At 65.6% G+C, this 14,223-nt stretch carries 9 protein-coding genes and 2 pseudogenes; 6 read left to right on the forward strand and 5 right to left on the reverse strand.

The genetic code is table 11. The annotated features are described in order from the left end of the window. Positions 1–292: pseudogene (locus IRZ12_RS08965) on the forward strand (bifunctional 3-(3-hydroxy-phenyl)propionate/3-hydroxycinnamic acid hydroxylase); the annotation flags it as partial. Positions 293–295: 3 nt separating this feature from the next. Next, positions 296–1,126 (forward strand): IclR family transcriptional regulator, encoded by an 831-nt coding sequence (locus IRZ12_RS08970; RefSeq protein ID WP_296467455.1) that lies wholly within the window; start codon positions 296–298, stop codon positions 1,124–1,126. Positions 1,127–1,137: 11 nt separating this feature from the next. On the opposite strand, the gene tcuB is transcribed toward IRZ12_RS08970, so the two are convergent. From tcuB to IRZ12_RS08990, 4 genes and pseudogenes are all read right to left on the reverse strand, one after another. After that, positions 1,138–2,349, reverse strand: a complete 1,212-nt coding sequence (tcuB, locus tag IRZ12_RS08975) for a tricarballylate utilization 4Fe-4S protein TcuB (RefSeq protein ID WP_296467459.1) — start codon at positions 2,347–2,349, stop codon at positions 1,138–1,140. Then, positions 2,346–3,749, reverse strand: coding sequence for an FAD-dependent tricarballylate dehydrogenase TcuA (gene tcuA / locus IRZ12_RS08980; RefSeq protein ID WP_296467464.1), 1,404 nt, complete (start codon positions 3,747–3,749; stop codon positions 2,346–2,348). Before tcuA ends, tcuB begins: the two co-directional genes overlap by 4 nt. A 210-nt stretch (positions 3,750–3,959) precedes the next feature. Continuing rightward, positions 3,960–5,863 (reverse strand): annotated as a pseudogene (locus IRZ12_RS08985) (serine hydrolase domain-containing protein). 212 nt (positions 5,864–6,075) lie between these two features. Next, positions 6,076–7,002: a LysR family transcriptional regulator gene (locus IRZ12_RS08990; RefSeq protein ID WP_296467469.1), complete on the reverse strand. Its 927-nt coding sequence runs from the start codon at positions 7,000–7,002 to the stop codon at positions 6,076–6,078. 219 nt (positions 7,003–7,221) lie between these two features. Here IRZ12_RS08990 and acnB point away from each other — a divergent pair, with 219 nt between their 5' ends. The 4 genes from acnB to IRZ12_RS09010 all read left to right on the forward strand — a co-directional run bounded on the left by acnB (position 7,222) and on the right by IRZ12_RS09010 (position 13,240). Further along, positions 7,222–9,807, forward strand: a complete 2,586-nt coding sequence (gene acnB / locus IRZ12_RS08995) for a bifunctional aconitate hydratase 2/2-methylisocitrate dehydratase (protein WP_296467473.1) — start codon at positions 7,222–7,224, stop codon at positions 9,805–9,807. Positions 9,808–10,021: 214 nt separating this feature from the next. Next, positions 10,022–10,855, forward strand: coding sequence for a VOC family protein (locus IRZ12_RS09000; protein WP_296467476.1), 834 nt, complete (start codon positions 10,022–10,024; stop codon positions 10,853–10,855). 7 nt (positions 10,856–10,862) lie between these two features. Continuing rightward, positions 10,863–11,624, forward strand: coding sequence for an IclR family transcriptional regulator C-terminal domain-containing protein (locus tag IRZ12_RS09005; RefSeq protein ID WP_296467481.1), 762 nt, complete (start codon positions 10,863–10,865; stop codon positions 11,622–11,624). Positions 11,625–11,629: 5 nt separating this feature from the next. After that, positions 11,630–13,240 carry a bifunctional 3-(3-hydroxy-phenyl)propionate/3-hydroxycinnamic acid hydroxylase gene (locus IRZ12_RS09010; protein ID WP_296467484.1) on the forward strand — a complete coding sequence of 537 codons (1,611 nt, stop codon included), beginning with the start codon at positions 11,630–11,632 and terminating at the stop codon, positions 13,238–13,240. Between the two features lie 41 nt (positions 13,241–13,281). On the opposite strand, the gene IRZ12_RS09015 is transcribed toward IRZ12_RS09010, so the two are convergent. Then, a complete protein-coding gene (locus IRZ12_RS09015; RefSeq protein ID WP_296467487.1) occupies positions 13,282–14,028 on the reverse strand; it encodes a YdiY family protein in 747 nt (248 codons plus the stop codon). Positions 14,029–14,223: the final 195 nt, after the last annotated feature.

The raw sequence follows: 14,223 nt of genomic DNA on the forward strand, positions 1-14,223 counted from the left end.
GCTTGAAGATGGGCGATGGCTGGATGAAGTGTTGGGCAATCGCTTGGCGGTCATCGGCGTGCCGGATGTGATACACGGCGTTGGGGAGGACGCCCAGCATCGCTGGAAAAGCCTGGATGCCGTGGTGCTCGACCGTCCGGACCGTACACTAGCAGACTGGCTCGATGCTCATCGTGCGCGGGCCATGGTGCTTCGCCCCGATCGCTACGTGATGGGGGTGGCTCAAACTTCCGATGAACTCGAGCGCATCACGGCCCGACTCCCCGCGGCCGGGGTGACACTGCCCCAATGACGCATGGAAGAAAAATCCGCCACCAGCCTGGAGCGCATGCTCCGGGTGCTGGATCTCTTTGACGAAGACAACCTGACCCGCTCCGCCGAAGAGATCGCTTCGCTGCTGGACGTATCCCTGCCCACCGGGTATCGCTACGTCAAGACGCTCGTGGAATCGGGGTTGTTGCAACGCGCGGCGGACTCCCGTTATGCCTTGGGGCCGCGGATCGTGGTGCTGGACTACTACATCCGCCGGGCAGATCCGCTGTTGAGAGTGGCGATTCCGTACATGGTCGACCTGGTTGAGCGGACGGGGTTCGATTGCGTGACCTCAGCCTGGTTCGGCTCGCAGATCCTCGACACGCATCGAGAGATGGGCAAGGCGCCGGCCACGCTCGCTTACGGGCGCGGACGGCCTCGCCCGCTATTTAGCGGCGGAGCGCCCAAGGTCATCCTGGCCTCGTTCCCTCCCGCGCAATTGCGCAGACTCTTCGACGCCCATCGCGACGAGATCGCGCGAGCCGGACTTCCCACCGAGTGGCCCGCTTTCCGCAAGTATTACGCCGCCATCCGGCGCGCGGGGCACTACGTCTCGCGGGGGGAGTTGGAGCCCCAGCTGGCCGCCGTTGCCGCGCCGGTTCCCAAGGCCGACGGGGGCGTGTGGGGCGCGTTGTCCGTCGTAATCGACATGCCGCGCCTGGAAGTGGTGGACGTGCCTCGCGTAGTGCAGCTGGTCAAGCAGGCAGCTGGCCGGATTGCGGAAGAGCTCGCGGCGGGACAGCCCGCCGCGGTAAGTGCGGTGAGGCCCACGCCCTCAGGCCGTTTGCCGGACCGGCCGCGTACGCGCGGTTGAAGCAGGGCGGCTCAGTCCGGAGTCAGCCGCGTGTTGCTGGGCTGACGCTTCTCGATGCTCCATTTGAGCAGGGCGGCGCACCGATAGACGCCATGCGCGAACTTGCCATAGGGCAGCGTGAGGAAAAGCGCCATCACCACGCCCAGGTGGATCGCCAGCAAGAAGCCCATGGCTCCGGTGTCGCGCGCGGCGAGCAGTACGAGGCCAGTCAGGCTGGTCAGGAACAGCAGGCAAATGAAGCCGCGGTCCATCGGGCGCTGGTCGGGGTCGCCGTGCAGCGGGTGGCGACGCAGGTTCAGCCACAAGAGGCCGGCCGGGCCGACCAACAGGCCGATGCCACCCACGATGCCGAGCAGCACGGGCAGGCTGGTCCACGGATACGGCGCAGGCAACCCCAGGGCGTAGTGATAGACGGTGGCCACGCACGTGGCGGCGAAGCACAGCATGAACCCGTAGAAAGTGAAATGGTGGAAGCGGCGGCGCGCGAGGGTGAACGCGTCGTCTTCCTCATTGCAGCCTTTGCCGTGGCCACCGTCCAGGTACTTCAGGCGCAAGGCGTCGTGCGCCGCTTCGGCTACCGCCGGAGCCGTGGCCGCCCCCGGCGACACGTTGCGCCAGAACCGGGCCACCCCTGCGCCGAGCGCGATGATGGCGAAGACGAAAACGGCGCCGAATAGCGTCACCAGCAGGTTGTGGGGGAAGATGGCGTAGAAATTGCCCGCGAGCGGCTCGTGCCAGAGCCCGCCGTTCATGGCGACGGCCAGCACCAGGAAGAGCGATAGCGCAAAGGCGGTCGCCAGCGCCACGGTGATGCCGTTGTGGCGGTATAGCCGGCCCAGGAAGCCCGGCCAGGCGTAATCGCCGTACGTCTGCACCCTGACCTTGGCCATGGCGCGCGGCACGTTGACGGCGAACTCGTTCGGCGGTGCATATTGGCATGCGTGCAGGCATGCGCCGCAGTTGTGGCATAAGTTGGCCAGGTAATGCACGTCGGCCTTCCCGAACTCCAGCCGACGCATCATGGCGGGGAACGTCGCGCAGAACCCTTCACAGTAGCGGCAGGCGTTGCATATCTGCAGGACGCGGGCCGCTTCGTTTTCGTCCGCGGTTAGCGCGGACGAACCGGGATGCGCGGCGGCGTCGGTGCGCCACTGTACGGGTGCGGCCTGCATGCCGGATGCCATGGTTTGCGCATCGCGCGCGAGGTCCTCGAGCTGCTTCAAAGTTGTGCTCCGTGAGTGCGTTTCAATGCGGCTTCGGCGGCGCGCGTGCCGGCGATGCGGCCGAAGGCCGTACCGATGGACATGCCGACGCCGGCCGTATAGCCCTTGCCCAGCACGTTGCCGGACATCATTTCCCCGGCGCAGAACAGATTGGGGCTGGGGCGCCCGCCGAAATGCACGGCGGCGTTTTCATCAACCTTGGTGCCCAGGTAGGTGAAGGTGATGCCGGGGCGCAGCGGATAGGCGAAATAGGGCGGCGTGTCGATCGGTCGCGCCCAGTGGGTCTTGGCGGGCGTGATGCCTTCCGTATGGCAGTCGTCCATGATGGTATGGTCGAAATTCCCGACGCGGCAGGCCGCATTGAATTCCTGCACCGTCCGCACGAGGGCTGCTTCGTCCAAGCCCGTCTGGCGCGCCAGTTCGGGCAGGCTGTCGGCCTTGACGCCGGGAAACACCGGGGGCATGAATCGCCCGACCGCCTTGGCATCGATGATGGAATACGCGATCTGCCCAGGCTGGAATGCCACCAGCCTGCCCCATATCGCGTAGCGTTTGGGCCAGAAGTCCTCGCCCTCGTCGTAGAAGCGCTGTGCCTCGCGGTTGACGACGATGCCAAGCGAGACGCAGTCGATGCGGGTGCAGATGCCTCCGTCGTAGAGCGGTGCCCGGGCGTCGATGGCGACGCAATGCGACTGGGTCGGATCGCCGATCATGTCGGCGCCGGCCTCGATCATGAACTTCAGCAGGGTACCCTGGTTGTAGCGCGTGCCCCGGATCAGGAAATTGTCCGCGGGCCATTCGCCCCGTTCGTTCTGGCCCCAGACTTCGCGCAGCCACTGCAGGTTCGACTCGAAGCCGCCGCACGCCATCACACAGGCCCGCGCGGGAATGCGTTCGTTTTCGGTCAACGCCGCGACGAATCGGTCGCCGTCGAGCTCGAGTGCGTGCACCGGCGTGTTGTAGCGGATGTGTACGCCCAGGCGCTCGGCGCTGCGGTAATAGGCGTTGACGAGCGCCCGGCCCCCGCCCATGAAGAAGGCATTGGTGCGGGCGATGTGCAGCGTGCCTGACAGCGCCGGCTGGAAATTCACGCCGTGCTTGCGCATCCAGCCCCGGCAGGTGGAGGTGTGCCGGATGACCATGCGGGCGAGTTTTTCGTCAGTGATGCCGCCCGTGACCTTGAGCAGGTCTTGCCAGAACTCTTCTTCAGGGTAGCTGTCGACCAGCACGTCTTCCGGGCCGTCGTGCATGCAGCGCAGGTTGCGCGTGTGCTGCGAGTTGCCTCCGCGCCATTCCCTCGGGGCGGCTTCCAGCAACATGACGCTGGCGCCGGCTTCGCGGGCCATCAAGGCAGCACATAGAGCGGCGTTGCCGCCGCCGATTACCAAGACATCGATCATTCCGCCTTCCTATCAGTGTGTGCGCCACTGTAAGGCGAACGGAGACGGGCACGCTAGGCAGTGGCCCGGCAACGGGTATTCACGAATCGTGAATGGGGCGCGCTATCGTGTCCGTCATGGTTGCAGCCGGTAGTGCCGCGCTAGGTCGGCACGGCCGCATTCCCGAAGGCCGCCCGCGGCTCAGTGGTGTCACCGCGGGCTTGGCGGTGGTCAGGCCTCAGCCAGCTGCCGAAATAGCGACGACCCCACGCGCAGTTGCGGCGCACCGTCTGCCGTTTCCATTTCGATCTCGACCAGGTCGCGGCCGTGATTCACCGGAACCTGTATCGTCATCCTGGCCCGGTCGTCGCTGTCGGGTAGCAGGAGCTGCGTGTTGTTCCAGAGCAGGTATCCAGGGAGGTCCGGCAGCTCGCCCAGGATGACGACGTCGTTTTCGAAGACGCGCGCCAGGGAGTCGGGCGATTCGTTGACCAGCTGCCAGCGCGTGCCCAGGCGGGCCTGCCAGGCGTCGGGCAGCGGCGCCTCGCGGGGAGGCAGGCGTTGGCCGATGGGCATGGACGAGCGGTAGTGTCCGTATCCAGCCGTCGTGCGTTGGATGAGGTACAGCTTATCGTCGACGGTTTGCCATCGATAGCTGCTTTGCGGCACGGCATCGTTCCACCACCAGCCGTCCGTGCGCAGGGTCAGCCCTTGGGCGAGAGGCTGCCAGGCACCGTTCCCCCACTGCAGGATGTCGATGGCGCCGGCTTCCGTGGCCTGTACTTTGATCGGTGCCTCGTGGTTGGCGTAGATGCCGGCGACGCTTCCGGCATCTACGGATTCTGATACGGCCGGCGGTATGCCGACAAGCGCGGGTGGCACCGAAGGAATGGCGCGCACCGCCGCCAAGGCGCGCAGCAGCACGCCTTCCGCGATGCGCAGCGCCCCGTAGGCGGGGCCCGAGCCGGCGATCATCAGTGCCATATGGTGATCGGGCAGCACGAAGAATTCGCTCGAAAACAGGAAGGTGCCGCCGTTCTTCTGCCAAGCCTTGACGCCTACGGCCTCGAGGCCGGGATGATGCGTCGCGTCCCAGCCGAGGCCCCAGCGCCATTCGGGGCACGGATTGATGCGCAGGTTCTTGGTTTGGTCCGTGCCCATCTCCAGGATGGCCTCGCGAGAGACCAGGCGCCTGCCTTGGTGGACACCTAGGTTCAGGAACATTGCCGCGAGGCGCATCATGTCGCCGGGCGTGGAGGCGAGCCCGCCGGTGGCGTAGGCCGACACGAATTCCTGGGGCATGCGCTCGCCTTTATATAGACCGCATGTACGTAGCTGCCTTCGGGGAAGGGCTGGACCGGATAGGCCGAGTTGCGCATGCCCAGGGGCTCGAGAATCTCGCGTTGCACGAACTCCGCAAAGGGCAGCCCGGAGACTTCGGCGACCAGGTTTTCCACCATGGTGAAGCCGTCGTTGCAATAGACCGCCAGCTCTCCGGGCAGGTGCTTGAGATGGAAGTGGGCCAGGCCTTCCAGCGTGTCGCGTGCGTAACCTTCGATCGGACCGAACGCGAAAATGTTGCGCCAGTTGGTGCCCGGCAGCCCCGAGGTGTGGCTGATGAGGTGGCGCACCGTGATCCGATCGAATTCCGGCGAAAGCATGCGGTAGTCGGGCAGGTACCGCACGATGGGCGCATCCAGTTCCAACATGCCCCGATCGCAAAGCATCATCGCGGCGAGCGCGCCTACCACCTTGCTGACCGAGCCGATGTTGAAGCGGGTATCCACGGTGGCGGGCTTCTGCCCTTCGGGGTCTGCAATCCCGAAGGCCTCTTGCCAGATGACGCCCTCGCTCGTCAGCAATGCGACCGAGACCGCGCTGGCCTCCCCGCTTTGCAGGACTTGCCCGATGGCGCCGCGGCCCCATTGGATGGCTTCGGCCAGATTGTCGGCAGTGGGGAGTGGGTCGCCGCTGCCCCCGCAGCCGGACAGGATGTGAAGCAGCGCGCCTGCCCCGGCCAGCTGCATCACCTGCCGCCGCCGCGGCGATCGTAGCGCAGGGCGGGCGTCAAAGCTTTCGAAGGGGTGCCCAGGAGGAGGGCAATCTGGATTCGAGGAGCGCGCGCGCATCACCATTGTCCTCACGGATGGGAATATCGTGCGCCGATTCTATCCACGGCTCATCCGCATCTCCATCATGTTTGGGCCATCGGCCCAGCTTTGCCAAGCGAACGGCTGCGAGGCCTTGTGGTGCGCGATCAACAGCGAATGCGAGCGCTTAGTTCGCGTGGGTGCGCCGTGGCGCGCAGGCGACGCCTGCGCGGCCCGGCCTTCGCGAAGTCGCAGGCCTAGGGTTCGCAAAGCCTGGCCCCGGGCCACTGTCCGTCTCGCGCCAGTGAGCGCATGAGGTCGGTGAGGACGACCCGGGCGGCGAGGGCGGCGGGCGAGAGTTCGTCGTCCGAGACGCTGGTGACGACGTTGCGGCGATGCAGGTAGGGGTCGTCGAGCGGATAGAGGCAGAGTTCGTCGTGCAGGCGGCCCGCCGCCACGCCGGGTTGGATCGTCGCGATCTCTTGGGCAAGGACAATGTCCATCAGCGTGGTCAGGCCGTCGATTTCCAGCGTGATGGCCGGTTCGACCCCGGCCCGGTCGAAGGCGGCATCCACGAGGATGCGCAGGCCGTGGTTCTTGCTGGGCATGGCCAGCGGAAGGCGAGCGGCTTCGGCCACGGTCATGGGCTGCGCGGGCTGGCGGTCAGGCACGACGCCGGGGCGGGCCACGACGAACAGCTTTTCGTCGAGCAGCGGCATGACGCTCCAATGACGCCCGCTCTCTGTCTGGAAGAGGACGGCCAGGTCCAGCAACCGGGCATTGAGCATGCTGGCAAGATGGCCGGAGAGGCTTTCTACCAGGTGCAGCCGCACGTCGGGGTAGCGTTCCTGCATGGCGGCAACGAAAGGGCGCGCCAGGAGCGAAGCCGTAGACGGGGCGAAGCCTACGCTCACCGCTCCGGAGAGCCGCGCTTCACGCGCCGCGACCGCGGCCTGGTCGGCGTGTCGCAGTGCCATCTGTGCTTGGCGCCAGAATGCCAGTCCTGCATCGGTGGGTATGACGCCGGTGGCGGTGCGCTGCAGGAGCCGCGTCGCGAGCTCCCCTTCCAGGCGGCTGATCTGCTGGCTGAGGGCGGACGGCACCAGTCCCAGTTCGCGGGCGGCCCGTCCTATGCTGCCCAATTCGACGACCCGGACGAAGTAGCGGAGTTGGCGGAGTTCCATGAGCCTAAGGGCGAAACGGTGCGGTCGTTGCGCCGCGTCGGCCCGGCACGACGAGCTTGTTTTCAGTGATACGCAGGCATCGTAGCAACAAACGGCCGTGGCCGGGGAGGGTGGGTGCCGTATGTCTTATATAAGATATAAGACAGTTGCGCCGGTTTCCCGCTGGTCCTACAATCCCCGCCGTATCGCCCTTAATCCCTCCAAACCGGGACACCTTCAATGCTTGAATCCTACCGTCAACACGTCGCCGAGCGTGCCGCGCTTGGCATTCCTCCGCTGCCGCTTTCGGCCCAACAAACCGCTGACCTGATCGAGCTGCTCAAGAACCCGCCCAAGGGTGAAGAGCAGGCGCTCCTCGATCTGTTGACCAACCGCGTCCCGGCGGGCGTGGACGATGCCGCCAAGGTCAAGGCTTCGTACCTGGCTGCCGTCGCCCTGGGCAAGGAAGTCTGTCCGCTCATCGATCGCGCCAAGGCCACGGAACTGCTCGGCACCATGCTGGGGGGCTACAACATCAGCGCGCTGATCGAACTGCTGGACGATCCCCAGGTTGGGGGCATCGCTGCCGACGGCCTGAAGAAAACCCTGTTGATGTTCGACGCCTTCCACGACGTCAAGGAAAAGGCCGACCAGGGCAATGCCAACGCCAAGGCCGTGCTGCAAAGCTGGGCCGAGGCCGAGTGGTTCACCAGCCGTCCGGAAGTCCCGGAAAGCCTGACGATCACCGTGTTCAAGGTGCCCGGCGAGACCAATACCGACGACCTCTCTCCCGCCCCTGACGCGTGGAGCCGCCCCGACATCCCGCTGCACGCCCTGGCCATGCTCAAGAACCCGCGCCCGGGCATCGAGCCGGATGAGCCGGGCAAGGTTGGCCCGATCAAGCAGCTGATGGCCCTGAAGGAAAAAGGCCACCTGGTCGCTTATGTGGGCGACGTGGTGGGTACCGGTTCCTCGCGTAAGTCGGCCACGAACTCCGTGCTGTGGTGGACGGGGGAAGACATTCCCTTCGTCCCGAACAAGCGTTTCGGCGGCGTCTGCCTGGGCGGGAAGATCGCCCCGATCTTCTACAACACGATGGAAGACGCGGGCGCACTGCCGATCGAATTGGACGTCTCCAAGATGGAGATGGGCGACGTCATCGAGCTGCGCCCCTATGAGGGCAAGGCCCTCAAGAACGGCGAAGTCATCGCCGAGTTCGAGCTCAAGTCCGAAGTCTTGCTCGACGAAGTGCGCGCCGGCGGCCGCATTCCCCTGATCATCGGCCGCGGCCTGACCGCCAAGGCGCGCGAAGCGCTGGGCCTGCCGCCTTCCACGCTGTTCCGCCTGCCCAAGAACCCGGCCGACACCGGCAAGGGCTATACGCTGGCCCAGAAGATCGTCGGCCGTGCTTGCGGCCTGCCGGAAGGCAAGGGCATCCGCCCGGGTACCTATTGCGAGCCGCGCATGACCTCGGTGGGCAGCCAGGACACCACCGGCCCCATGACGCGCGACGAGCTCAAGGACCTGGCCTGCCTGGGCTTCTCGGCTGACCTGGTGATGCAGTCGTTCTGCCACACCGCCGCCTATCCCAAGCCCGTGGACGTCAAGACCCACCATACGCTGCCCGCCTTCATCAGCACCCGGGGAGGCATCTCGCTGCGTCCCGGCGACGGCGTGATCCACTCCTGGCTGAACCGCATGTTGCTGCCCGATACCGTGGGCACCGGCGGCGACTCGCACACCCGCTTCCCCATCGGCATCAGCTTCCCGGCCGGTTCGGGCCTGGTCGCCTTCGCCGCTGCCACCGGCGTCATGCCGCTCGACATGCCGGAATCGGTGCTCGTCCGCTTCAAGGGCAAGCTGCAGCCCGGCGTCACCCTGCGTGACCTGGTCAACGCCATTCCGTACTACGCCATCAAGCAAGGCTTGCTGACGGTGGAGAAGAAGGGCAAGAAGAACATCTTCTCGGGCCGCATCCTCGAGATCGAAGGCCTGCCCGACCTGAAGGTGGAACAGGCATTCGAACTGTCCGACGCTTCGGCCGAACGTTCGGCCGCCGGCTGCACGGTGCGCCTGAACAAGGAGCCGATCATCGAATACATCAACAGCAACATCACGCTGCTGAAGTGGATGATCGCCAACGGCTACCAGGACGCCCGGTCCATCGCCCGCCGCATCAAGGCGATGGAAGCCTGGCTGGCCGATCCGAAGCTGCTGGAGCCGGATGCGGATGCGGAATACGCCGCCGTGATCGAGATCGACCTGGCCGATGTGACCGAACCGTTGGTCGCCTGCCCGAACGATCCGGACGACGTCAAGCCGCTGTCGGAAGTCGCCGGCGCCAAGATCGACGAAGTGTTCATCGGCAGCTGCATGACCAACATCGGACACTTCCGCGCAGCCTCCAAGCTGCTGGAAGGCAAGCGCGACATCCCGGTCAAGCTGTGGGTCGCGCCTCCCACCAAGATGGACCAGAAGCAACTGACCGAAGAAGGCCACTACGGCGTGCTCGGCACGGCCGGGGCCCGCATGGAAATGCCGGGCTGCTCGCTGTGCATGGGTAACCAGGCACAGGTGCGCGAAGGCGCGACCGTCATGTCGACCAGCACGCGGAACTTCCCCAACCGTCTGGGCAAGAACACCAACGTGTACCTGGGCTCGGCGGAACTGGCCGCCATTTGCTCGCGCCTGGGCCGTATCCCGACCAAGGAAGAGTACATGGCAGAAGCCGGTGTCCTGGCCGACCACGAGAAGTCGATCTATCGCTACATGAACTTCGACCAGATCGAAGATTTCAAGGCGGTTGCCGACTCGGTCAGCGTCTGACCGGGAATGGCGAAAGGGCGGCCTGCATGGCCCGCCCGGCAGCGCTGACGAAACCCCTGGCCGCATGGCCGGGGGTTTTTTTTGCTCGCTTGGACCTTGAACTCGGCGGGAGCGCGGTTCCATATCGTCTCAATATATGAGAAATTGCATTGACGCTGCGCGCGTCAGCGACGATAGTTCGACCACACAATCACAAGTCGATCGGGAAGACATCATGGAATTGGGTGCATCGCTGCATCATCTGCATTTGACTTCGCCGGATCCACAGCGGCTGGCGGATTTCTATGCCCGTACGCACGGCCTGCAGACCGTTGCCAAGGGTGAGCGCTGGGTGTGTGCGGCACCGGGGCGCACGCTGGTGTTGTCCGCCGGTCCGGCCAATGCATTGGCCTACGCGGCTTTCGGCTTTGCCGACGCGGATCGCTGGCAGGCCTTCCGCGCCAAGGCGCAGGGGCGGGCGACGGAGCCGGTGCCCGCGTTGCCGGTTGCGTGCGAGGATGCGCTCGCGGCGCGCGATCCCGACGGCAACCTGGTCGTGTTCATGTTGCGCCCGGGCGTGCCGGCAGGCGTGCCTGCCCGCGATGAATTGCCTGCCGCGCACCTGCAACATTTCGCGCTGCGCACCACGGATCCGGCGGCCATGCTGGCGTTCTATGAAGGCGAACTGGGCTTTACGCTCTCCGACCGTGTGCAGGATGGCGAGGGCACGCTGCGTGCATGTTTTTTGCGCACCGAACATCTCCACCATGCGCTGGCGCTGTTCCGTGCCCCCAAGCCGGGCTTCGATCACCAGTCGTTCGAAACCACGGGTTGGAACGAGATGAAGACGTGGGGCGATCACATGGCGGCGGTCAAGGAGACCATTGTCTGGGGCATCGGCCGCCACGGCCCGGGCGATGACGTGTTCTTCATGGTGCGTGATCCCGATGGCAACCTGGCCGAGATCTCGGCGGAGATCGAGGTGTGCGCGCCAGACCGGCCAGTGGGCATCTGGCCCCACGAGGAGCGCACGCTGAACGTGTGGGGCAAGGCGATCATGCGGGATTGAGGCGCGCATGTCCGCCCGCCTGCTGCGCATCCTCGCTTCCTTCGATCTGAGCCGGCCGGTGCGTAAGCCGGCGGAGCTCATGGCCGAGCTCGGCGTGTCGCGCGCGAGCATTTACCGCGACCTGAAAGCCTTGGAGGAGGCGGGCCTGCTCGAACGGGTGGCCGACAGGGGATATGCGCTCGGTCCGCTGATCGTGGAGCTGGATCGCCAGATTCGCTTGGCGGACCCGCTGCTGCAGGCATCCGGATCGCTGCTGCGCAAGCTCGCCGTCGATACGGGAGGGGTCGTGCTGCTGTGCCGGGTGCACGGCGACAAGGTCCTGTGCATCCACCAGGAGGCGCCGGCCGAGCCGGTTAGCCAGGTGAGTTACGAGCGCGGTCGCGCCATGCCGCTGTACCGGGGCGCGACTTCGAAAGTCATTCTGGCACACCTGCCACGCGTGGAGTTGGAGCGCCTCTGGCGGCGGGACCGCGCCGCGATCGTCGAGGCGGGCTTTCCTGCGAATTTTTCCGGTTTCCTGGCCGAACTGGAGCCCTTGAGGGAGGCCAAGGCCTGCGTCACGCACAGTGAAGTGGATCCGGGGATGGCGGGGCTTGCCGTCGCCTTGCTCGATGGCACGCGCGTGCTCGGGAGCCTCAGCGTCGTCATACCCGTCGCCAAGTTGCCGGCAGGACGCCGCAACGCGGTGCTCTCCAAAGTGTTTTCTGCCGCCTCGTCCATCGAATCCGCCCTGGAGAACGAACGCCTCCGGGCTCGAAGCAAACGATAGGAATCATGCACGCATCTTCTCATTATCCGGTCATCGTCCTCGGTGCCGGCCCGACCGGCTTGACGCTTGCGAATCTACTCGGGGTGTATGGCGTACGCACGCTGCTGCTCGAGCGCAACGCCTCCACGGTGGACGAACCGCGCGCCGTGTCGATCGACGACGAAAGCCTGCGTACCGCGCAGGCCGCCGGGCTGATCGACGAGATTCTTCCTACCATCGTGCAAGGCTACGGCGTGCACTATTACTCCTGGTCGGGACGGCAGTTCGCGCGCATCGAGCCCCAATCGACGGAGTATGGCTACCCCAAGCGAAATGCGTTCAGGCAGCCTGTGCTGGCAAGGCAACTATGTGCCGGGCTGCAGCGCTTCCCGCACGTGGACGCGTTGTTTCGGCACGAATTGCGGCAGTTCACGCAGGAGCAGGACAAGGTCGTGCTCGACGTCGAGCACGACGGCAAGCGCGTCGTGCTGAGCTGCGATTGGCTGGTCGCGTGCGACGGCGGCCGCAGCGGCGTGCGCGAGCAGCTTGGCATCGCCATGTCGGGCAATACCTTCGCCGAGAAGTGGCTGATCGTCGACATGCTGGATCGCACTGCGCCGTTCCGCCACACTCGCACCTACTGCGATCCGGTCCGTCCCGCGATACGCTTGCCCGGCCCGAACGGCACGGTGCGGTACGAGTTCATGCTCAAGGAAGGCGAGACGCCCGAGTATGTACTCGATGAACAGCGCTTCCGCGCCTGGATCCGCGAACGGGAGCCTCTCGACGCTGAACTGCCCATCGCGCGCAAGGTGGTTTACACCTTCCATGCCCGGCTGGCGGAACGTTGGCGGCAGGGGCGAGTCTTGCTCGCGGGGGACGCGGCGCACCTGACGCCGCCGTTTGCGGGGCAGGGGATGAACAGTGGGATCCGTGACGTCACCAATCTCGCGTGGAAGCTGCAGGAAGTCGTGCATGGGAGGCTGGGCGCCGAGCTTCTCGACACCTATGAGGCCGAGCGCAAGCCGCACGCATGGGCGCTGATCAAGATGGCGTTGCTGATCGGGCGCTACATGCAGCCGAAATCCTTGCTCGGCGCCATGGCCGCGCAATGGGCGCTGAAGGCCTGCAGTCTTTATCCGCCGGCCCGGGACTACGTGCTGCAATTGAAGTTCAAGCCCAAGCCGCGCTTTGGCGAGGGCTTTTTCGTGCCCTGCCAGGCGCCCGATGCGGCGGTCAAGGCCGGTCAGTTGTTGCCGCAGCCCAAGGTGGAGCTACCCGGGGGACGCCGGCAATTGCTGGATGAAATACTGGGGCCTGGCTTTGCCTACGTGGGGTGGGTAGGGCAACCGCTTGCGCCGGAGGTCGAGTCGTTGGTTGCCGCGTTCGGCATGCGGCGGGTCGAGATCGTTCCGGCGCAGGATGATTTCCCTTGGCCGCTGCCGCCTGCTGAGGCCGGGCGCCTGCTCGTGCGCGATTGCGAGGGCGTGCTGCAGAAGGTGTTGGCCGAAGCGGGCGCGGACGCCTTGCTAGTGCGGCCCGACCGCTACGTCTTGGCGTTCCTGTCGCGTCGGGTGCAGGGCGATGCCGCGCGATTGAGGGAGCTGTTCCGCCGGCACGGCGCAAAGATCGGATAAGCCTGGTCCGGTCGCCGCCCCCGGCGACCGGATCGCCCGCGTCAATCTCCGAACCGGTAGCCGATGTTGGTCAACAGCAGGGTGTCGGATTTCTTCACGCCGGGTTGCGGATTGCTCAGGTAGCGATTGGAGATCGTTACCTTCAGTTCGATTTTCTTCGTGATGGACGTCGTCAGGCCGGCGTCGAACTGGATGCGGTATTCGCCCCCGTCGCTCAAGTTGGGGTAGATGGCCAACCGCTGGTGCAGCGACGTGGTGTCGGAGATCATATGCGTGGATTCTTCGCCCAGCAGCCACTCCGTCGAGTTGCGGGTTTCGGAGGTGAAACGCTCATGGTTGTAAGTCAGGCCTGAGAACACGTCGAACACCGTTTTCTCGGTCTTGACGAAGTGGTGGCCGAGGCCTACCGCCGCCACGCCCCGGAAATCGAGTTCCTGCAGCTTGTCGTGCTCGATGTCGAGCGAGCCGAAACCGAAAATGCGATCGGTGACGTCACGGTCGTACTTCCCACCCAAGCGCAGCAGATTCGCGGTCTCGGAGCGGTCTCCGTTCTCTTTCTTCGTCCCGTAAAGGGCGGTGAGGGCGAAATTGAGCCGATCGCGCTCGGTCGCGCGTCCGGCGTTGGCCCCGAGGTTGATCGAAGTCGAGTCGGTGTTGCCCGATGCGACGCTGGCTCCAGCGCTGACCGAGCCACGCCATTGACCGTCCGGCTTCAGCGGCGCCTGGGCCCAAGCTGGGGCGGAGAGTAGGAGGGCGACGGGAATGAAGCGCTTGGCGTGGAGCAGCAAAGTTTTCTCCTTATATGACGGGCCGCAAGAGAGCCTGCGGCGGTTGCTTGAATGATGGATTGCCATCTGGGTGTGGCGGAGCGCACGGCCGGCTGGCGGCCAGGGGCCGGCAGAGGGTGCGTCGGGGACGCAGGGGCCGCGGGCACCGGACATCGTGCACGCGTGGGCGGGGCGCCGCAGCGGGGCGTGCCCTCG

This window comes from Pigmentiphaga sp., from assembly GCF_019689535.1.
Taxonomy (GTDB): domain Bacteria; phylum Pseudomonadota; class Gammaproteobacteria; order Burkholderiales; family Burkholderiaceae_B; genus Pigmentiphaga.

Bases quoted from the DNA above. Each gene is read 5' to 3' on its own strand.
- IRZ12_RS09005 (WP_296467481.1), top strand. From the start codon at position 10,863: ATGTCCGCCCGCCTGCTGCGCATCCTCGCTTCCTTCGATCTGAGCCGG.
- IRZ12_RS08990 (WP_296467469.1), bottom strand. From the start codon at position 7,002: ATGGAACTCCGCCAACTCCGCTACTTCGTCCGGGTCGTCGAATTGGGC.
- IRZ12_RS08970 (WP_296467455.1), top strand. From the start codon at position 296: ATGGAAGAAAAATCCGCCACCAGCCTGGAGCGCATGCTCCGGGTGCTG.
- tcuA (WP_296467464.1), bottom strand. From the start codon at position 3,749: ATGATCGATGTCTTGGTAATCGGCGGCGGCAACGCCGCTCTATGTGCT.
- IRZ12_RS09000 (WP_296467476.1), top strand. From the start codon at position 10,022: ATGGAATTGGGTGCATCGCTGCATCATCTGCATTTGACTTCGCCGGAT.
- IRZ12_RS09010 (WP_296467484.1), top strand. From the start codon at position 11,630: ATGCACGCATCTTCTCATTATCCGGTCATCGTCCTCGGTGCCGGCCCG.
- acnB (WP_296467473.1), top strand. From the start codon at position 7,222: ATGCTTGAATCCTACCGTCAACACGTCGCCGAGCGTGCCGCGCTTGGC.